Below are 18,803 nucleotides of genomic sequence, written 5' to 3'. Positions count from 1 at the left end.
GTGGGCCCGCCTCAGGGACGGATGCGGGCCACCCGCATCACCGACGGACTGCGTCGCACCACACGCAGCACATCCGCCAGATGCTGGCGGTCGCGCACCGCCAGCATCAGCCGCAGCTCGGTGGTCTCGCCGGCGCGGTGCGGATCCATGTCGATGTGGGCAATGTCGGCCTCGGCCTGACTGACCGCCTGGGCAATCTCGGCCAGCACCCCGGTGCCGTTGCGCACCAGCACGCCGACCGCGGTGCGGAAGGCGCGCACCGGCTGATCCGACCATTCCACGCCCAGCCAGCGCTCGGGATCGCGCTCGAAGAGCCGTTTGCCGACCGAGCACTCGGCGGTGTGCACCGTGAGGCCCTCGCCGCGGCCGAGGTAGCCGACGATGTGGTCGCCCGGAATGGGCTGGCAGCAGGTGGCGAGCTGGATCGTCGCGTTCTCGCTGCCGTCGATGACGATCGTGCCCTGGGTCGGCGCCTCATGGTCGACCGCGTAGCGGCCCATCGACAGCGTGACCGCGTCGGGCCGACGCCCTTGCTCGATCATCTGGCGTGCCAGCCGCTTGGCGACGATCACCGCGATCTTTCGGCCCAGGCCGACGTCGATCAGCAGCTCGCGGCGGTTGCGGTTGCCGCTCCAGCGCACCAGCGACTGCCAGAGCTGCGCGTCGGCCTCGCTGAGATCGCTGTCGTCGATGCCGGGCAGCGGCAGGCCCTCGGTGCGCAGCGCCTGCGCCAGCAGCTTCAGGCCGAGATCGTAGGACTCCTCGGCCTCCATGTTCTTCAGGTGATGGCGGATCTTCGAACGGGCCTTGCCGGTGCGCACGAAGTTCAGCCAGGCCGGATTGGGCCGGGCCGAGGGCGCGGTGATGATCTCGACCGAATCGCCCGAGGACAGCGCGGTGCGCAGCGCCACCGGCTCGCCGTTGACGCGCGCGGCCACGCAGTGATCGCCCACGCGCGAGTGGATCGCGTAGGCGAAGTCCACCGGCGTGGCGCCGCGCGGCAGCGCCAGGATCTTGCTCTTGGGCGTGAAGACGTAGATCGACTCGGGGAACAGATCGATCTTCACATGCTCGAGGAACTCGGCCGAGTCACGCGTCTCGCTCTGGATGTCGACCAGCGACTGCAGCCACATCGTGCCCAGATGCTTGGTGTCGGGCCGGGTGTCGGGCGCCTCGCTGCCGTGGCTGGTCTTGTACATCCAGTGCGCGGCGATGCCGGCCTCGGCCACCGCATGCATCGCGGCGGTGCGGATCTGGAACTCGATCGCGGTGCCCAGCGGGCTGACCACGGTGGTGTGCAGCGACTGGTAGCCGTTGGCCTTCGGGATGGCGATGTAGTCCTTGAAGCGCCCCGGCACCGGCTTGTAGAGCTGGTGCAGCACGCCCAGCGCCAGATAGCACTCGGGCAGCGTCGCCACCACCAGCCGGAAGCCGAAGATGTCGCTGACCTGCGCGAAGCTCAGGTGCTTCTCGCGCATCTTGGTGTAGATCGAATGAACCGTCTTTTCGCGGCCGTAGACCTGCGCGGGCACCTCGGCCTGGGTCAGCGCCAGCTCCACCTCCTGGCGCACCCGCTCGACCAGGTCGCGCCGGTGGCCACGGGCCTTGCCGACCGCCTTCGACAGCGCCGCATGGCGCCAGGGGCTCAGGAAACGGAACGAGGTCTCCTGCAGCTCGCGATAGCACTGGTTCAGGCCGAGCCGGTGCGCGATCGGCGCGTAGATCTCGAGCGTCTCGCGCGCGATGCGGGCGCGCTTGTTCGACGCCATCGCCTCCATCGTGCGCATGTTGTGCATGCGGTCGGCGAGCTTGATCAGGATGACGCGCACGTCGCGCGCCATCGCCAGCAGCATCTTGCGAAAGGATTCGGCCTGCGATTCCTCGCGGGTCGAGAACTGCAGCTTGTCGAGCTTGGTCAGGCCGTCGACGATGTCGGCGGTGGCCGCGCCGAAGCGCTCGACCATTTCCGACTTGGTGATGCCGCAGTCCTCCATCGTGTCGTGCATCAGCGCGGCCATGATGGCCTGCACGTCGAGCTTCCAGTCGGCGCACAGGCCGGCCACTGCGATGGGGTGCGTGATGTAGGGCTCGCCGCTGGCGCGGAACTGGCCCAGATGCGCCTCGTCGGCGAAGCGGTAGGCCTCACGCACGCGGCGCACGTCGGCCTCGTCCAGGTAGTCGAGCTTGGCCGTCAGCACCGCGAAGGAGGCGGCGCTGGCGCCATGTGCGCCCGGCACCGCGTCGATCACCGGCTTGCCGGCGCGATCGCGCGGCTTCTGGCGCGCGGCGACCTCGGGCCGGACGGGCTCGGCGATCGGCGAAGCCTCGGCATCGGGAAGAAGGGTCTCGGAGGCATGCTCCGGATCGCCCGATCCGGACTTGCTTCCCGTTCGTCGCCAGGACGGGAAGAACATGCGACGCAGGACATCAGCAGTACGGGACACCATGACTCACTCTAGCGTGTCCCGCGCCGCGTCGGGCGTCGCGGGCGGGAGGCCGGACAGGCGATCAGGTCGGCACCTTGCGCAGCATCTCGACGCCGACCTGGCCGGCGGCGATCTCGCGCAGCGCGGTCACGCCCGGCTTGTTCTTGGTCTCGACCTTCGGCGCATGGCCCTGGCTGAGCATGCGGGCGCGGTAGGTGGCCGCCAGCACCAGCTGGAAGCGGTTGGGGATCTTCTGCAGACAGTCTTCGACGGTGATGCGTGCCATGGTGGGTCTTTTCTTCCGCAGTTCAGGAGAGTTGGAGGGCGTCGAAGACAGCCGGACGGCTGCGACGCTGGGTCGAGTATTTTAGCCGCTGGGCGTGCACGATGGTCTTGAGGTCGAACAGCGCCGTGTCGAACAGCGCGTTGACGACGATGTAGTCGAAGTGGCGCGCCTGCGCGACCTCATGCCGGGCGTTGATCATGCGCTGCTCGATGACCTCGGACGTGTCCTCGCCGCGGCGGCGCAGGCGCTGCAGCAGCTCCTCCCACGACGGCGGCAGGATGAAGATCAGCACCGCGGCCGGGAAGATCTGCTTGATCTGCAGCGCGCCCTGGAAGTCGATCTCCAGCACCACATCCTCGCCGGCCTGCAGGCGACGCTCGATGGCGGCGCGCGAGGTGCCGTAGCGGTTGCCGTGCACCTGCGCCCACTCGAAGAAGTCGCCGCGGTCGATCATGGCCTGGAACTCGTCCTGGCCGACGAACCAGTACTCGCGGCCGTGCTGCTCCTGGCCGCGCGGCGCGCGGGTGGTGTGCGAGACCGACACCATCAGCCGGGCGTCGAGCTCGAGCAGCGCCTTGACCAGGCTGGACTTGCCGGCACCGCTCGGGGCGGAGACGACATACAGGTTGCCCGGATAGTCAGGCTGCACGGCGGCGGGATTCGGCGTGTTCATGGCGGAGTTGTTGGCACTCATTCGATGTTCTGGACCTGCTCGCGCATCTGCTCGATGGCGACCTTCATCTCGACCGAGATGCGGGTGAGCTCGAGCGCGGCGGACTTCGAGCCGAGCGTGTTGGCCTCGCGGTGCAGCTCCTGGATCAGGAAGTCGAGCCGCTTGCCCAGCTCGCCGCCCTGGCGCAGCAGCCGGGCGATCTCGTCGAGGTGGGACTGCAGCCGGCCCAGCTCCTCGGCGACGTCGATGCGGATCGCGAAGGCCGCGGCCTCCGACATCGCCCGCTCGGCCAGCGCCTCGGCCGGCACGCCCTGCGAGGCCCCGGCAGCGGCCAGCGCCTCGTTCCAGCGTTCGAGGAAGCGCTGGCGCTGGCGCTCGACCACCTGCGGCACCAGCGGAGCAGCCTGCGCGGCCAGGGCGCGCAGCGCCTCGACCCGCTCCATCAGGATGGCGACCAGGCGCTCGCCCTCGCGGGCCCGCGCCTCGCGCAGCCGCACCACGCACAGCCGGGCCGCCTCGGTCGTGGCCTCGTCGAGCACCGGCGCCGGCGCGGTCGAGCGGCACCAGGCCAGCGCCTCCTGCACGCTCATCGGCGCGGACTGCGGCAGCGCCGCCAGCACCGCCGACTGCAGCATGCCCAGCCGGGCGAGCTGCTCGGCCGCGGGCGGGCGCACCTCGGTGTCGGCGCGCTCGCCGTGCAGGCGCAGCTCGATCTTGCCGCGCTTGAAGGCCTGCGTGAGCTGCTCGCGCAAGCCCGGCTCGAGCGCGCGCAGCTCGTCAGGCAGACGCAGCGTCAGATCGAGAAAACGGCTGTTGACCGAGCGCAGCTCGACCGTCACGGTACCGGCGCGGACGGCGGTGGATTCGGTGTTTTCCCCGGTGTCAGGGCCGGTGCCGGCGCTGGCACTGGCATAACCGGTCATGCTGTAAACTGGCATCGCGGACTTCGCCCAAGCAAAACACGATTATGTCAAAGCCTCAGAAACCCGCCCCGCTGCCGCCTGGCACGGTGGTCGGAGGCTACCAGGTCATTCGAAAGCTGGCGGCGGGTGGTTTCGGGGTGGTCTATCTGGCCGAGGACGCCGAGCGTCGGCTGGTGGCACTGAAGGAGTACCTGCCGTCATCCCTCGCCGAGCGTGCTCCGGGCGAGCTGATCCCGCGCGTCAAGCCGGACAAGCAGCCGCTCTATCGCCTGGGCCTGAAGAGCTTCTTCGAGGAAGGCCGCAGTCTCGCGCAGATCAGCCATCCGAGCGTGGTCTCGGTGCTGAACTTCTTCCGCGAGAACGAGACGGTCTACATGGTGATGAACTACCTGCAGGGCGACACGCTGCAGGACTTCATCGTCACCGCCCGCGACCTGAAGCGTGACAAGGTCTTCCGCGAGAGCACGATCCGCAGCCTCTTCGACGAGATCCTGCGCGGCCTGCGCATCGTGCACCAGCACAAGATGCTGCACCTGGACATCAAGCCGGCCAACATCTTCATCACCAACGACAACAAGGCGGTGATGCTGGACTTCGGTGCCGCGCGCGAGGTGCTGTCCAAGGAAGGCAACTTCATCCGGCCGATGTACACGCCGGGCTTCGCCGCGCCGGAGATGTACCGCCGCGACGGCAGCCTCGGGCCCTGGACCGACATCTACGCCATCGGCGCGTGCATCTACGCCTGCATGCAGGGCTATCCGCCCAACGACGCGCCGCAACGCATCGAGAAGGACCGGCTGAACCTGTCGCTGTCGCGGCTGCGCAATGTCTACTCGGACAACCTGATCGAGGTGACCGAGTGGTGCATGTCGCTCGACCCGCTGGCGCGGCCGCAGAGCGTGTTCGCGCTGCAGAAGGAGCTCTCGCGCGAGACCGAGCGGCGCTACACCAAGCTGAGCTTCAGCGAGCGTCTCAAGCTGCAGCTCGAGAACATCAAGTCCGGCGCGAAGGCCTGAGCACGGCCGCGCCGTCCTGCACAGCCCTTCCCGCTGCCCTCCTCACGACACCGCTCGACGCCCGGAATCCCTGTCCATGCGCTTTTCCGTCTACCAGATCAGCCGCCGCGGCGGCCGCGAGAAGAACGAGGACCGCATGGGCTACTGCTACACGCGGGACTCGGGCCTGTTCGCGCTGGCCGACGGCATGGGCGGCCACCCCGAAGGCGAGGTCGCCTCGCAGCTGTCGCTGCAGACGCTGGCGGCCCAGTTCCAGCAGGAGGCGCGGCCGACGCTGAAGGATCCGAAGCGCTTTCTGAGCGAGGGCATCCTGGCCGGCCACCACCAGCTGCTGCGCTACGCGGTCGAGCGCGCGCTGCTCGACACCCCGCGCACCACGCTGGTGGCCTGCCTCCTGCAAGGCCGCGAGGCCTGGTGGGCACACTGCGGCGACTCGCGCCTGTACCTGGTGCGCGACGGCCGGCTGATCGCGCGCACCCGCGACCACTCCTACTCCGAGCTGCAGGAGACGCTCACCGGCATCGTGCCGCTGGGCGACAAGGTCAACCGCAACGTGCTGTTCACCTGTCTGGGCAGCCCGGGCAAGCCAGTGATCGACATCGTCGGGCCGGTGACGCTGCAGCCGGGCGACCGGGTCATGCTCTGCTCGGACGGTCTCTGGGGCGTGATCGACGACGCCACCATCACCCGGGAGCTGGCCGCCGCGCCGATCGGCGAGTCGGTGCCCGAGCTGGTGGAACTGGCGCTGCGCACCGCCGGCGACAAGAGCGACAACGTCACCGTCATCGCCGTCGAGTGGGAAGCCTCCGAGAACGACGACGAGGACACCCTGGCCGGCATCGAGACCGCCGCGCTCGGCGACGACATGTTCGAGTCGACCATCCAGGCCGGCCACGGCCCCGGCCAGGAGGCGGCCGACCTGCTCGACGACGAGGAGATCGAGCGCTCGATCCGCGAGATCAACGAGGCGATCCGCCGCACCGCGCAGAAGCGTGGCTAGCGGCCAGCCCCTGCCCCGTTTTCCTTCTCTCCCTTTCTTTTCATTCCCTCGGCGTTCGTCATGCCCGCGCAGGCGGGCACCCACGCACCGCCCGCCCCGTCCAGGACTGACCCCATGACCACCTCCCGCCCCCTCGACCGCGCCCCCGACGCGCTGCGCCCCGTGCGCATCACCCGCGGCTACACCCGGCACGCCGAAGGCTCGGTGCTGATCGAGTTCGGCGACACCCGCGTGCTGTGCACCGCCTCGGTCGAGGAGCGCGTGCCGCCGCACAAGAAGGGCTCGGGCGAAGGCTGGGTCACCGCCGAGTACGGCATGCTGCCGCGCGCCACCCACACCCGCTCCAGCCGCGAGGCGGCCAAGGGCAAGCAGACCGGCCGCACGCAGGAGATCCAGCGCCTGATCGGCCGCTCGCTGCGCAGCGTCTTCGACCTGAAGATGCTGGGCGAGCGCACCATCACCATCGACTGCGACGTGCTGCAGGCCGACGGCGGCACCCGCACCGCCTCGATCACCGGCGCCTTCGTCGCGGCCCATGACGCGGTGTCGAAGCTGCTGGCGCAGGGCCTGCTGGCCGAGACGCCGATCCGCGACCATGTGGCGGCGATCTCGGTCGGCCTGCTCGACGGCGCGGCGCTGCTCGACCTCGAATACGTCGAGGACTCGGCCTGCGACACCGACATGAACGTGGTGATGACCGGCTCGGGCGGCTTCGTCGAGGTGCAGGGCACCGCCGAGGGCGTGCCCTTCAGCCGCGAGGAGATGGACCGCCTGATCGGCCTGGCCGACAAGGGCATCCGCGAGCTGATCGCGCTGCAGCGCGCGGCGCTGGCCGCGGCTGGCACCCCCGCCGGGGCCTGAGCGATGGACACGCTGCGACTGGTGCTGGCGTCGAACAACGCCAAGAAGCTCAAGGAGCTGGGCATGCTGCTGGCGCCGGCCGGCGTCGAGCTGGTGACGCAAGGCGCGCTCGGCGTCGCCGAGGCCGAGGAGCCGCACCACACCTTCATCGAGAACGCGCTGGCCAAGGCGCGCCACGCCGCGGCCGCCACCGGCCTGGCGGCGATCGCCGACGACTCCGGCCTGTGCGTGGACGCGCTGGGCGGCGCGCCGGGCGTGCATTCGGCGCACTACGCCGCGCTGGAGCCGGCCGCCGACGCCGACCGCGAGGCGCTGCGCGCCCGCCAGGACGCGGCCAACAACGCCCGGCTGCTGGCCGCGCTCGACGGCGCCGCGACGCGGCGCGCGCGCTTCGTCTGCGCGCTGGTGGCGGTGCGCTCGGCCCAGGACCCCGAGCCGCTGATCGCCTTCGGCCGCTGGGAGGGCGAGATCCTCGCCGCGCCCGAAGGCTCGGGCGGCTTCGGCTACGACCCGCTGATGTTCATCCCGTCCGAGGGCTGCACCGCCGCGGCCATGCCGGCCGAGACGAAGAACCGGCTCAGCCACCGCGCGATCGCCTGCGCGCAGATGCTCGCGCTGATGCGGGAGGTCTGGCAGCGTGGCTGAAGTCATCGTCGATCACCAGGCGCTGCTGGCGCGCTACCTGCGCCCCGGCACGCTGCAACTGGGCGCGCCGCCGCCGCTGGGCCTGTACATCCACCTGCCGTGGTGCCTGCGCAAGTGCCCGTACTGCGACTTCAACTCGCACGAGGCGGCCGCCGGCGGCCACCCGGAAGCGCGCTATCTGGACGCGCTGCGCGCCGACCTGGAGGCCGCGCTGCCGATGGTCTGGGGCCGTCACATCCAGACCATCTTCATCGGCGGCGGCACGCCCAGCCTGTTCTCGCCCGAGGGCATCGAGCGGCTGCTGACCGACGTGCGCGCGCTGCTGCCGCTCACGCCGGGCTGCGAGATCACGCTGGAGGCCAATCCCGGCACCTTCGAGCGCGAGCGCTTCCGCGCCTTCCGCGCCGCCGGCGTGACCCGGCTCTCCATCGGGGTGCAGACCTTCGACGACGCGCGGCTGCAGACGCTCGGCCGGGTGCACAGCCGCGCGCAGGCGCTGGCCGCCGCTGAAGAAGCCCACGACGCCTTCGACACCTTCAACCTCGACCTGATGTATGCGCTGCCCGGCCAGACGCTGGCCGCAGCCGAGGCCGACCTGCGCACCGCGCTGGCGCTGGCGCCGCCGCACCTGTCGGTCTACCACCTGACGATCGAGCCCAACACCGTCTTCGCCAGCCGCCCGCCCTCGGCCCTGCCCGACGACGACCTCGCCAGCGAGATGCTCGACCAGATCACCGCGCTGACCGGCGAGGCCGGCATGGCACGCTACGAGGTCTCGGCCTACGCGAAGCCCGGCCACCGCTGCGCGCACAACCTGAACTACTGGCAGTTCGGCGACTACCTCGGCATCGGCGCGGGCGCGCACAGCAAGCTGAGCTTCCCGAACCGCGTCGTGCGCCAGGTGCGCTGGCGCGAGCCGGCGATGTACATGGAGCGTGCGCTCGCCGGCCAGGCCATCTCCAACGACGAGGAGGTCGGCCGCAAGGCGCTGCCCTTCGAGTTCATGCTCAACACACTGCGGCTGAAGGACGGCTTCGAGCTGGCGCTGTTCGGCGAGCGCACCGGGCTGCCGCCCTCGGCCCTCGCGGCCGGGCTGGCCGAGGCCGAGCGGCGCGGCCTGCTCGAGCACGACCGCACCAGCGGCATCGTGCGCCCGAGCGCGCGCGGCTTCGACTTCCTCAGCGACCTGCAGTCGATGTTTCTGACCTGAGCGCACCGGCCGCGCCGCTGCCGACCAGGCCGAGCAGCGCCATCAGCCGCGGGCCGATGGCCTGCAGCGCCAGCACTTCCTGGCAGGCGCCGGCGCGGATCGCTTCCTTGGGCATGCCGAAGATCGCGCTGGTGGCCTCGTCCTGGGCGATGTTCCAGGCGCCGGCGTCGCGCATGCGGCGCATGCCCTCGGCGCCGTCGCCGCCCATGCCGGTCAGCATCACGCCCAGCGCGCGATCGCCCACCACCTGCGCGACCGAGCGGAACAGCACGTCGACGCTGGGCCGGTGGCGATTGACCGGCTCGGTGTCGGTGACCCGCGCGACCAGACTGGCGCCGACCTTGACCACCGACAGGTGTCGCCCGCCCGGCGCCACATAGCCGTGGCCCTGCTGCAGCACCATCTCGTCGCGGGCCTCGCAGACCCTCAGCGTGCCCAGCGTGTCGAGCCGCGCGGCATAGCGCGCAGAGAATCCGCCGGGAATGTGCTGCACGATCACCACCGGCGGCACCTGTGGCGACAGCGCGCGGATCACATGCGGCGTGGCCTCAGGCCCGCCGGTGGAGGCCCCGATCGCGATCAGGCGGATGCGGCGTTCGCCGACCTCGACCGCCGGACCGCCCGGCATGGCCGGTGGAACGGCAGTCTGGGCCTGCAGCGGCGCCGGCGAGGCCACGGACGGGGCAGGTGCCGGCACGATCGCGGGCGCCGCAGACATGCTTCGCCGTGGTGCAGCGGGCCGGCTTTGCACCGCCTGCCGCAGGGCCGTCAGCAGCTCGCGCTCGAACGCCTCGAAGGCCCCCGGAACGCCGACGGCCGCCTTGTCGATCACCGCCGCCGCGCCCAGCGCCAGCGCGCGGGTCACGATGTCGGGCTGACGCTGGGCGGCCGAGGTGACCATCACCACCGGGGTCGGGCGCAGCCGCATCAGGCGGTCGAGGAATTCCAGGCCATCCATCTTCGGCATGGCCATGTCGAGCGTGATCACGTCAGGATCGAGCTCGCGGATCATCTCGCGGGCCTGCAGCGCGTCGCAGGCGGCGCCGAGGCACTCCATGTCGGCCTGGCGGGCGATGATGCCCGACATCAGGCCGCGCATCACCGCGGAGTCGTCGACGACGACGATCCGGATCGGCGCAGCCGGCGGGCGCGAGGGCTGGAAGGAAACAGGCATGGATTCGGCGCTCGGGCGAAACAGGATCAGAACAGGTCGATGCTGCCGGCGGCGGACGCCGAGGCGCGGCGGCGTGCATCCTGGTCGAGCGCGATGGCGGCCTCGCGCTGCGCGGGCGGCAGGCGGCGCACCATCGCGCGCCCGGTCTTGGGGAAGAAGCAGACCTTGCGCGGATAGGGTCCGAGCACGTCCTGCGACACCAGCGGAATCTCCTCGGTGCGCAGGTAGTCGAGCACGAAGCTGGTGTTGCGCTGGCCGACATTGAGCGCGCCATTGCCGGCGATCAGCGCCGCGCCGCCGAAGACCTTGGCCTCGAGCGTGCGCCGGGTCGCACCGCGCTTGATCAGCGCGTTGATCAGCAGCTCCATCGCGCAGGAGCCGTAGCGACCGCCATCGTCGGACGCCCCGTCGCCCGGCAGCATGAAATGGTTGATGCCGCCGACCGCGGCCTGGCGATCCCACAGGCAGGCGGCGATGCACGATCCCAGCGTCGTGGTAATGACCAGGTCCTCGCTGTGGACGAAATACTCGCCCGGCATCACCTTGACCGCATCGGCGTTGAAGGCGACCTCGCGATAGAAGAACGACGCCTCGCCCGAGGCACGCCGCTCGGCACGCATGCGCTCCATCCGGCCGGGCACGACGCGCGCCTCGGCAGAGGAAGCGTCGGAGGCTCGGGCTCCGGCAGGCCGGCGGGCATCGGCAGACGAGGGGGAGGCGCTCTGGGTATTGGTCATGACGGGTTCCCGGACTGTGGTGCACTGTGCCGTCGCAGGCCAGCGTGCAGCCCGGGAAGAAACCCGTCAAACCGGGCTCATCTTGGCAGAGGCGAATCCGCCGGACCCCTTAGACTGCAAAATCATCGCCGCCCCACTCGCCCAGCCCACTTCATGACCCCGTCCCCCGAGGTCCGTCATCGCATGAACACCGTGACCATCGGCGGCGCGACGCTGCGCGTCGATCTCGCGGTCCAGATGCTCGAGCGCTCGGGCGTGGACGGCCTGTCGCGGCTCGAGCCCGGCTCGGCCGCCTGGCTGCAGGCGCTGATCGACGGCCTGTGCATGCTGTCGAGCCGCGATCCCATGACCGGCCTGGTCAACCGTCGCCAGTTCGAGGCCAGCCTCGACAGCGAGATCGACCGGGTCGCGCGCTCGGGCGAGTCGGCGATGCTGCTGCTGATCGACATCGATCATTTCAAGCGGGTCAACGACAGCTACGGCCACGGCGCCGGCGACGAGGTCATTCGCGCGATCGGACGCACGCTCCAGGAGTGCGTCCGTCCGATGGACACGGTGGCGCGCATCGGCGGCGAGGAGTTCGCCGCGGTGCTGCCCAACTGTCCGGCGAGCTTCGGCGAGGCGGTGGCCGACCGCATCCGTCTGGCGATCGAGTCCTGCCGGATCGAGGTCAGCCGGCATGTGCGGCTGAGCGTGACGGCCAGCGTCGGCGGCGCCTTCGCGCCGCGCTGGGTGCGCTCCTCGGCCCGGCTCTGGATGGAGCGCGCCGACCAGCAGCTCTACCGCGCCAAGGCCGCCGGCCGCAACCGCACCTGCATGGAGCTGCCTCCGCACTCGGAGGTCAGCAACGAGGAACGCGACATGCTGTTCAGCACCATGTCGGCGTTCATGCCCGACACACTGGATTCCACCCGATGAGCACGACGACCCTGACGACCTCGCCCGGCTCCGAGCCGACCGCGACCGGCCGCGCCGAGCGTCCGCGTGTCTTCGCGATCACCAGCGGCAAGGGCGGCGTCGGCAAGACGATGCTGGCCGCCAACCTCGCCGCGGCCCTGGCTCGCCGTGGCGAGCGGGTGCTGGTGATCGATGCCGACCTCGGTCTGGCCAACCTCGACGTGGTGCTGAACCTGCAGCCTCGGCGCACGCTGCACGATGTCTTCACCGGACAGGGCACGCTCGACCAGGCGCTGCTGACCGCGCCCGGCGACTTCCAGGTGCTGCTGGCCGGCTCCGGCCTGATCGAGTACTCGCGGCTGACGCCGACGGTGCGCGAGCAGTTCGCGCGACTGATCGACACGGTGCGCCCGCACTACGACCGGGTGCTGATCGACACCGGCGCGGGCATCTCCGACGTGGTGCTCTACGCGATCTCGATGGCCGACGAGGCGATCGTCATCGCCACGCCGGAGCCGACCGCGCTGGCCGATGCCTACGCGACCGTCAAGGTGCTGGGCATGCAGCAGGGCCGCACCTCGATGATGCTGGTGGTCAACCAGACCCATCGCCATGGCGAAGGTCGCCATGTGGCGGCACAGCTGCAGTCGGTCATCGACCGCTTCATCACGCTGCCCGAGGGCGGCACGATCCGGCTGAATCCGCTCGGGGAAGTCGTCAGCGACACCTCGGTGCGCCAGGCGGTGCAGCGACGCCAGCTGGTGATGCTGGCCTATCCGGGCTCCGATGCCGCCCAGGGCATGTCGGCGATCGCGATGCGTCTGGCCACGCTGCATCCGCCGGCCGGCCGCCTGCCGATGCCCGCGGGCACCCTGGTGACGCTGCTGCCGGCGCCTGAGCCGGTCGCCACGCAGGACGCATCGGCGCCAGAACCATCACCCGCCGATCTTCCCGCAGAGACCCACCTGGCCGGCGCCACCGCTACCGCCACCGCCACCGACGACCCGCACTGATCCCGCGCATCCCGTGCGGGCGCGGGCTGGGCTACAGTGCGCCCGCATGACGACTGACACCCCCACCCCGCCCCCGAAGCCTGCCACCCCGTACGAATGGGTGGGCGGTGACACCCGGGTGCGCGAACTGGTCGACCGCTTCTACGATCTGATGGACCTGGAGCCCGCCTACCGCGAGCTGCGCGCTGCCCACGGCACGACGCTCGACGAGGCGCGCGACAAGCTGCACTGGTTCCTGAGCGGCTGGCTGGGCGGCCCCGATCTCTACATCGAGCGCTTCGGCCACCCGCGGCTGCGCATGCGCCACATGCCCTTCTCGATCGGCATCCTGGAGCGCGACCAGTGGGTGACCTGCATGCACCAGGCCATGACCGAGGTGCAGCTCGACCCGGCGCTGATCGAGCGCCTGACCGAAAGCTTCATGAAGACCGCCGACTGGATGCGCAACCGCTGATCAGCGCGCAGCCGACCGGTCACGGTCATCAGCGCAGCCGGCCGTCCGGGCTGCGCGACGAATCCAGCAGCACGATCAGCGCGCCGGCGCCGCCATCGGGCCCGCGCGCCTGCGTGAAGGCCAGCACCTCCTGGCGCTGCACCAGCCACGAGCGCACCTTGCCCTTGAGCACCGGCTGGCGCCCCGGCGAGCCCAGCCCCTTGCCGTGCACCACCCGCACGCAGCGCCAGCCACGCTTGCCCGCATCGATCAGGAAGCCCGCCAGCGCCTCGCGCGCGGCGTCGCGGTTGAGGCCATGCAGGTCGATCTGGCCCTGCATGACCCAGACGCCGCGGCGCAGCTTCTTCAGCACGTCGTCGCCGATGCCGGACTGGCGATAGGAGAGCTGGTCGTCGGTCTCCATCAGCGACTCGGGATCGAACTCGTCGGACAGCGCGGTCCGCATCACCTCGGCCTCGTCGAGCTCGCGCTGACGCGGGTGTGGGAGCGGGCGCGGCCGGGCAATCTCGGCCAGATTGCGCGGGCGCAGCCGCACCACCGGCCCGACCGTGCGCTCGAACAGCTCGTGCTCGCGCCGGCGCGCGGCCTCCTCGGCGGCGCGGCGCGCGGCTTCCTCCTCGGCCTGGCGGCGGCGCTCGCGCAGCACCCGCTGCACCGCGGCCAGCCCGTCCAGCGAATTCACCTTCATCGTCGTCGTCACAGCAGCCCCCGCTCGGCAAAGGACACCACCGGCCCGCGCCCGACGACGAAGTGGTCGAGCACCCGCACGTCGATCATCTGCAGCGCGGCCTTGAGCGACTGCGTCAGGAACTCGTCCGCCTTCGACGGCTCGGCCACGCCGGAGGGGTGGTTGTGCGCCAGGATGACCGCCGCGGCCTCCAGCGCCAGCGCGCGCTTGAGCACCTCGCGCGGGTAGACGCTGGTCTGCGTCAGCGTGCCGCGGAACATCGGCTCGAAGCGGATCAGCCGGTGCTGCGCGTCCAGGAACAGCACCGCGAAGACCTCGTGGCCCAGCTCGGCCAGCTCCAGGCGCAGGAAGTCGCGCACGGCGCTGGGCGAATCGAAGACTGGCCGGCGCGCCATCTCGGCCGCCAGCGTGCGCCGCGCCAGCTCCAGCACCGCCAGCAGCTCGGCGCGCTTGGCCGGACCCAGCCCCTTCACGCCGGCCAGCGCCGCGCCGTCGGCCCGCAGCAGCCCGCCCAGGCCCTGGAAGCGGTCCAGCAGCTGCTGCGCCATCTGCAGCACGCCGTTGCCGGCCGTGCCGGTGCGCAGCAGGATCGCCAGCAGCTCGGCATCCTGCAGCGCGGCCGGGCCGTGGCTCAGCAGCTTCTCGCGGGGTCTCAGCTCGGGCGGCAGGTCTTTCATCGGGGGACACCTAAAATCGCGGACAGTCTATCGAGAACAGGATCACTGACGTGCCACAGGTCCAAGCGGGTTCATTCCTGACGCTTCACTATCGCCTCGCCGGCCCGGACGGCGGCGACATCGTCAACACCTTCAACGACAAGCCCGCGACGCTGACGATCGGCAGCGGCGAGCTCGCCCCCGCCATCGAGGCGCGCCTGATCGGCCTGGAGGAAGGCACGCGCACCGTGATCGAGCTGGCCGCCGGCGAGGCCTTCGGTCCGCGCAACCCGGACATGGTGCAGAAGCTCGCCTTCTCGGAGCTGCGCCAGATGGGCGACCCGAACGAGGAGTACCACATCGGCGACGTGGTGCAGTTCCCCACGCCCGACGGCCGCGGCGCCTTCGCCGGCGTGCTGCGCGAGCTCGGCCCCACCGGCCGCGACTGGGCGCTGTTCGACTTCAACCACCCGCTCGCCGGCCAGCCGGTGAGCTTCGAGGTGCAACTCATCGGGGTGCTGTGATGACGACCGAAACGACATCGACCGGCCGGGTGCAGGAAGTGGTGCTGGCGCAGCCGCGCGGCTTCTGCGCCGGCGTCGACCGCGCCATCGAGATCGTCGAGCGCGCGATCACCCGCTTCGGCGCGCCGATCTACGTGCGCCACGAGATCGTGCACAACACCTACGTCGTCAACGACCTGAAGGCCAAGGGCGCGATCTTCATCGAGGATCTGGCCGACGTGCCGCCGGGTGCGACGCTGATCTTCAGCGCCCACGGCGTGAGCCAGGCGGTGCGCCGCGAGGCCGCCGCGCGCGGCTTCGAGGTCTTCGACGCGACCTGCCCGCTGGTGACCAAGGTCCATGTCGAGGTCGCCAAGCTGCGCCGCGAGGGCTACGACTTCATCATGATCGGCCATAAGGGCCATCCGGAGGTCGAGGGCACGATGGGCCAGCTCGACGGCGGCATCCACCTGGTCGAGGACGTCGAGGACGTGGCGAAGGTCGTCGTGCCCGACGAGAGCCGGCTGGCGGTGGTCACGCAGACCACGCTGAGCGTGGATGACGCGGCCGAGATCCTGGCCGCCGTCAAGCGCCGCTTCCCGCAGGTGCGCGAGCCCAAGCAGCAGGACATCTGCTACGCCACGCAGAACCGCCAGGACGCGGTGAAGGTGCTCTCGGCCGAGGTCGACATCGTCATCGTCGTCGGCAGCCCGACCAGCTCCAACAGCAACCGCCTGCGCGAGCTGGCCGAGCGCCTGGGCACGCCCGGCTTCATGATCGACAGCGCCGCCGAGCTGCGCGCCGAGTGGTTCGAGGGCCGCCCGCGCGTGGGCCTGACCGCCGGCGCCTCCGCGCCCGAACTGCTGGTCGACCAGGTGATCGCGCGGCTGCGCGAGCTCGGCGCGCTGGCGGTGCGCAAGATGCCCGGCGTGGAGGAACACATCGAATTCCCGCTGCCGAAGGGCCTGGGCGACAAGTCGATGGCCGAGGCCGCGGCGCAGCGCCAGAATTGAACCTTCACGCTTTCCAGCCAGATCCAGTCTTCTCATCCCCATGCTTGACATCACCCTGCTGCGCCGCGATCTCGACGCGGTGCTCGCGCGCCTGCAGACCCGCAAGAACCCGCAGCCCTTCCTCGACGCCGACGCCTTCCGCGCGCTGGAGGCCGAGCGCAAGACCGTCCAGACCCGCACCGAGGAGCTGCAGGCCACCCGCAACCGCCTCTCGAAGCAGATCGGCGCGCTGCGCGGCAAGGGCGAGGACACCAGCGCGCTGATGGCCGAGGTCGCCGGCATCGGCGACGAGCTCAAGCGCTGCGCCGATCGCCTGGGCCAGATCCAGACCCAGCTCGAGGCGCTGGTGCTGTCGGTGCCCAACCTGCCGCAGGCCGACGTGCCGGTCGGCACGGACGAGCACGGCAACGTCGAGGTGCGCCGCTGGGGCACGCCGCGTGCCTTCGACTTCGCGGTCAAGGACCATGTGGACCTGGGCGCGCCGCTGGGCCTGGACTTCGAGACCGGCGCCAAGCTCTCGGGCTCGCGCTTCACCTTCATGAAGGGCCAGATCGCCCGGCTGCACCGTGCGCTCGCCCAGTTCATGCTCGACGTGCAGACCCAGGAGCACGGCTACACCGAGTGCTACACGCCCTACCTGGTGCAGGGCGATGCGCTGCGCGGCACCGGCCAGCTGCCCAAGTTCGAGCAGGACCTCTTCCACGTCACCTCGGGCGACGGCGAGGCCGCCGGCAGCAAGTGGTACCTGATCCCGACCTCGGAGGTGACGCTAACCAACGTCGCCGCCGACACGATCGTGCCGGCCGACGCGCTGCCGCTCAAGCTCACCGCGCACAGCCCCTGCTTCCGCTCGGAAGCCGGCTCGGCCGGACGTGACACCCGTGGCCTGATCCGCCAGCACCAGTTCGACAAGGTCGAGATGGTGCAGATCACCCACCCGGATCACAGCAACGCCGCGCTGGAGGAAATGACCGGCCACGCCGAGGCGATCCTGCAGAAGCTCGGCCTGCCCTACCGCGTCATGCTGCTGTGCACCGGCGACATGGGCTTCGGCTCGACCAAGACCTACGATCTGGAGGTCTGGGTGCCGGCCCAGGGCACCTACCGCGAGATCAGCTCCTGCTCGAACTGTGAGGCCTTCCAGGCCCGGCGCATGCAGGCACGCTTCAAGAATGCCCAGGGCAAGAACGAGTTCGTGCACACGCTCAACGGCTCGGGCCTGGCGGTCGGCCGCACGCTGGTGGCGGTGCTGGAGAACTTCCAGAACGCCGACGGCAGCATCACCGTGCCCGAAGTGCTGCGGCCCTACCTCGGGGGCCTTGACAAGCTGGCCATCTGATCGTCTATAATCGAATTCTTCGCTGAACAGACCACGGTTCAGCAGCAAGCTACCAGGAGAGGTGGCAGAGTGGTCGAATGCGCCGGACTCGAAATCCGGTATACGGTACCCCCGTATCGAGGGTTCGAATCCCTCCTTCTCCGCCAGACAAAAGCCCGAGTGATGCAAGTCATTCGGGCTTTTTCTTTGCCGCCAGATCCTGACCAGACGCCTTGTACTTCCAGGCGAAGTGGCAACGCTCGAAGCAGCAGCGATCCGCATCGCTCGGGTTCCTCGACGCCGTGCAGCCAGCACAAGTCGATGAAGTGAACCTTGGCGCTCGTTGAGCCTGAAAGCCAGCCCCGCTTCATACTTTTTCCGTACCGACCTGCCTCCTCGAAACAGACCCGCCCAAGCAACAAATGAAAAAGCCCCGTAAATCAACGACTTACGGGGCTTGATCTGGTGGCGGTGCAGGGTTCAAACATGCATCGTAAGTTGTTGATTTGACACAGCAGTGCGATCATTCCAGGGTAGAGCTACCCTGAAAGTTACCCGTGTCTTCGTTTGTTGCCCCGTCTGATGAGTCCATCAACATCGATGCACTACGCGCCCTGATCGGCAACCAGGTCTGCGACAAGGACAGCCTGTGCAAGCTGATCGGGCAGCGCATCCGCATCGCCCGCGAATCAACGGGGCTCACCGGGCATCTGATGGCGGCGCGCATCGGCCATGCGAACGGCACACAGTTGTCCCTGTGGGAGATGGGGATTCGCATGCCGCCGCTGTGGAGCCTGATCCTGTTGGCGGCAGAGACCGGCGTGAGTCTCGACTACCTGGCGGGCGTCTCCGACGAAATGGCGCCAGACCCATCGGTTGCCATGCGTCGCAGCGCCGTATCTCAGGCCCGACTGGCAATCGACGCCGTTGCACGACTGGTCGCCGATGCGTCGATTCGCCTGTCATGCGAAGTCTCTGCGGCTGAACATGCCTGGCGCCATGTGCGTGACGACTTCACCGAACTGGTGGCGGCTCTGAAGCGTGTCCGAGATCAGAACGGCACCCTGTTCGATGAGCACATCCGGGGCGGTGCCCGGCTGCTGGCCGCGGCTGACCGCATCTCCACCAGTGTGGCGAACCTTGAGCGGGCGGCAACCACTCCCGCCAGACTGCGGACCGAGATCGAAGCGGGGGCAAGCGTCTTCATGGCGATATGACCAGGTAGACGGCTCGGGCCGGCGCTGGCCGGGCCTCGTTTCCAGAAAACCACTACCCCGGTCACTGCCACCACTGACGAAAAGCCACCGAGG

19 protein-coding genes, 1 tRNA gene and 1 pseudogene are annotated in these 18,803 nt (G+C 69.8%); 13 read left to right on the top strand and 8 right to left on the bottom strand.

The window, feature by feature from the left end; translation table 11 throughout:
- Window positions 1–11: 11 nt before the first annotated feature.
- From BW996_RS16835 to BW996_RS16820, 4 genes are all read right to left on the bottom strand, one after another.
- Complete coding sequence (locus tag BW996_RS16835; RefSeq protein WP_081838223.1) at window positions 12–2,414, bottom strand: RelA/SpoT family protein; 2,403 nt, start codon at window positions 2,412–2,414, stop codon at window positions 12–14.
- 94 nt (window positions 2,415–2,508) lie between these two features.
- Window positions 2,509–2,712: a DNA-directed RNA polymerase subunit omega gene (rpoZ, locus tag BW996_RS16830; protein ID WP_037483929.1), complete on the bottom strand. Its 204-nt coding sequence runs from the start codon at window positions 2,710–2,712 to the stop codon at window positions 2,509–2,511.
- A 22-nt stretch (window positions 2,713–2,734) separates the two neighbouring features.
- Window positions 2,735–3,385 carry a guanylate kinase gene (gene gmk, locus BW996_RS16825; RefSeq protein ID WP_037483965.1) on the bottom strand — a complete coding sequence of 217 codons (651 nt, stop codon included), beginning with the start codon at window positions 3,383–3,385 and terminating at the stop codon, window positions 2,735–2,737.
- A gap of 17 nt (window positions 3,386–3,402) precedes the next feature.
- Complete coding sequence (locus tag BW996_RS16820) at window positions 3,403–4,323, bottom strand: YicC family protein (protein WP_076459017.1); 921 nt, start codon at window positions 4,321–4,323, stop codon at window positions 3,403–3,405.
- 29 nt (window positions 4,324–4,352) lie between these two features.
- On the opposite strand from BW996_RS16820, the gene BW996_RS16815 reads away from it, so the two are divergent.
- From BW996_RS16815 to hemW, 5 genes are all read left to right on the top strand, one after another.
- The gene (locus BW996_RS16815; protein ID WP_037483934.1) at window positions 4,353–5,324 is read left to right on the top strand and encodes a serine/threonine protein kinase; all 972 of its coding nucleotides are present in this window, start codon (window positions 4,353–4,355) and stop codon (window positions 5,322–5,324) included.
- Between the two features lie 76 nt (window positions 5,325–5,400).
- On the top strand, window positions 5,401–6,324 hold the full coding sequence (locus tag BW996_RS16810) for a PP2C family protein-serine/threonine phosphatase (RefSeq protein WP_037483936.1): 924 nt from the start codon (window positions 5,401–5,403) through the stop codon (window positions 6,322–6,324).
- 114 nt (window positions 6,325–6,438) lie between these two features.
- The gene (rph, locus tag BW996_RS16805) at window positions 6,439–7,185 is read left to right on the top strand and encodes a ribonuclease PH (RefSeq protein ID WP_037483939.1); all 747 of its coding nucleotides are present in this window, start codon (window positions 6,439–6,441) and stop codon (window positions 7,183–7,185) included.
- A 12-nt stretch (window positions 7,186–7,197) separates the two neighbouring features.
- Window positions 7,198–7,830, top strand: coding sequence for an RdgB/HAM1 family non-canonical purine NTP pyrophosphatase (gene rdgB, locus BW996_RS16800; RefSeq protein ID WP_037483966.1), 633 nt, complete (start codon window positions 7,198–7,200; stop codon window positions 7,828–7,830).
- Window positions 7,823–9,040, top strand: a complete 1,218-nt coding sequence (gene hemW, locus BW996_RS16795) for a radical SAM family heme chaperone HemW (RefSeq protein WP_051632120.1) — start codon at window positions 7,823–7,825, stop codon at window positions 9,038–9,040. Before rdgB ends, hemW begins: the two co-directional genes overlap by 8 nt.
- On the opposite strand, the gene BW996_RS16790 is transcribed toward hemW, so the two are convergent.
- A complete protein-coding gene (locus tag BW996_RS16790; RefSeq protein WP_051632121.1) occupies window positions 9,009–10,214 on the bottom strand; it encodes a protein-glutamate methylesterase/protein-glutamine glutaminase in 1,206 nt (401 codons plus the stop codon). The two genes, hemW and BW996_RS16790, sit on opposite strands and share 32 nt — an antisense overlap.
- Window positions 10,215–10,240: 26 nt before the next feature.
- The gene (gene cheD, locus BW996_RS16785) at window positions 10,241–10,951 is read right to left on the bottom strand and encodes a chemoreceptor glutamine deamidase CheD (protein ID WP_081838224.1); all 711 of its coding nucleotides are present in this window, start codon (window positions 10,949–10,951) and stop codon (window positions 10,241–10,243) included.
- 183 nt (window positions 10,952–11,134) lie between these two features.
- On the opposite strand from cheD, the gene BW996_RS16780 reads away from it, so the two are divergent.
- From BW996_RS16780 to BW996_RS16770, 3 genes and pseudogenes are all read left to right on the top strand, one after another.
- Complete coding sequence (locus BW996_RS16780; RefSeq protein WP_037483944.1) at window positions 11,135–11,869, top strand: GGDEF domain-containing protein; 735 nt, start codon at window positions 11,135–11,137, stop codon at window positions 11,867–11,869.
- Window positions 11,866–12,681: pseudogene (locus tag BW996_RS16775) on the top strand (MinD/ParA family protein); the annotation flags it as partial. The gene BW996_RS16780 and the pseudogene BW996_RS16775, both read left to right, overlap by 4 nt.
- Window positions 12,682–12,907: 226 nt before the next feature.
- Window positions 12,908–13,315 (top strand): group II truncated hemoglobin, encoded by a 408-nt coding sequence (locus BW996_RS16770; protein WP_037483946.1) that lies wholly within the window; start codon window positions 12,908–12,910, stop codon window positions 13,313–13,315.
- Window positions 13,316–13,343: 28 nt separating this feature from the next.
- On the opposite strand, the gene BW996_RS16765 is transcribed toward BW996_RS16770, so the two are convergent.
- Together BW996_RS16765 and radC are read right to left on the bottom strand one after the other, a co-directional pair.
- Window positions 13,344–14,003, bottom strand: coding sequence for a Smr/MutS family protein (locus BW996_RS16765; protein ID WP_037483949.1), 660 nt, complete (start codon window positions 14,001–14,003; stop codon window positions 13,344–13,346).
- 8 nt (window positions 14,004–14,011) lie between these two features.
- The gene (gene radC / locus BW996_RS16760) at window positions 14,012–14,680 is read right to left on the bottom strand and encodes a RadC family protein (protein ID WP_037483952.1); all 669 of its coding nucleotides are present in this window, start codon (window positions 14,678–14,680) and stop codon (window positions 14,012–14,014) included.
- 50 nt (window positions 14,681–14,730) lie between these two features.
- On the opposite strand from radC, the gene BW996_RS16755 reads away from it, so the two are divergent.
- The 5 genes from BW996_RS16755 (at window position 14,731) to BW996_RS16735 (ending at window position 18,710) form a co-directional block, all read left to right on the top strand.
- Entirely contained in the window at window positions 14,731–15,183 is a 453-nt protein-coding gene (locus BW996_RS16755) for an FKBP-type peptidyl-prolyl cis-trans isomerase (RefSeq protein ID WP_081838225.1), read from the top strand.
- Window positions 15,183–16,175: a 4-hydroxy-3-methylbut-2-enyl diphosphate reductase gene (gene ispH / locus BW996_RS16750; protein ID WP_037483956.1), complete on the top strand. Its 993-nt coding sequence runs from the start codon at window positions 15,183–15,185 to the stop codon at window positions 16,173–16,175. The genes BW996_RS16755 and ispH overlap by 1 nt, the downstream gene beginning before the upstream one ends.
- A gap of 40 nt (window positions 16,176–16,215) precedes the next feature.
- On the top strand, window positions 16,216–17,514 hold the full coding sequence (gene serS, locus BW996_RS16745) for a serine--tRNA ligase (protein WP_037483959.1): 1,299 nt from the start codon (window positions 16,216–16,218) through the stop codon (window positions 17,512–17,514).
- A gap of 55 nt (window positions 17,515–17,569) precedes the next feature.
- Window positions 17,570–17,660: transfer RNA gene (locus BW996_RS16740), tRNA-Ser, on the top strand.
- Window positions 17,661–18,050: 390 nt separating this feature from the next.
- A complete protein-coding gene (locus BW996_RS16735) occupies window positions 18,051–18,710 on the top strand; it encodes a helix-turn-helix domain-containing protein (RefSeq protein WP_037483960.1) in 660 nt (219 codons plus the stop codon).
- The last annotated feature ends 93 nt before the right edge of the window (window positions 18,711–18,803 follow it).

This window comes from Sphaerotilus natans (assembly GCF_900156335.1).
GTDB lineage: Bacteria > Pseudomonadota > Gammaproteobacteria > Burkholderiales > Burkholderiaceae_C > Sphaerotilus > Sphaerotilus natans.
The sequence above is the reverse complement of the archived record's forward strand: the minus strand, read 5'-3'. Positions and strand labels throughout refer to the sequence as shown.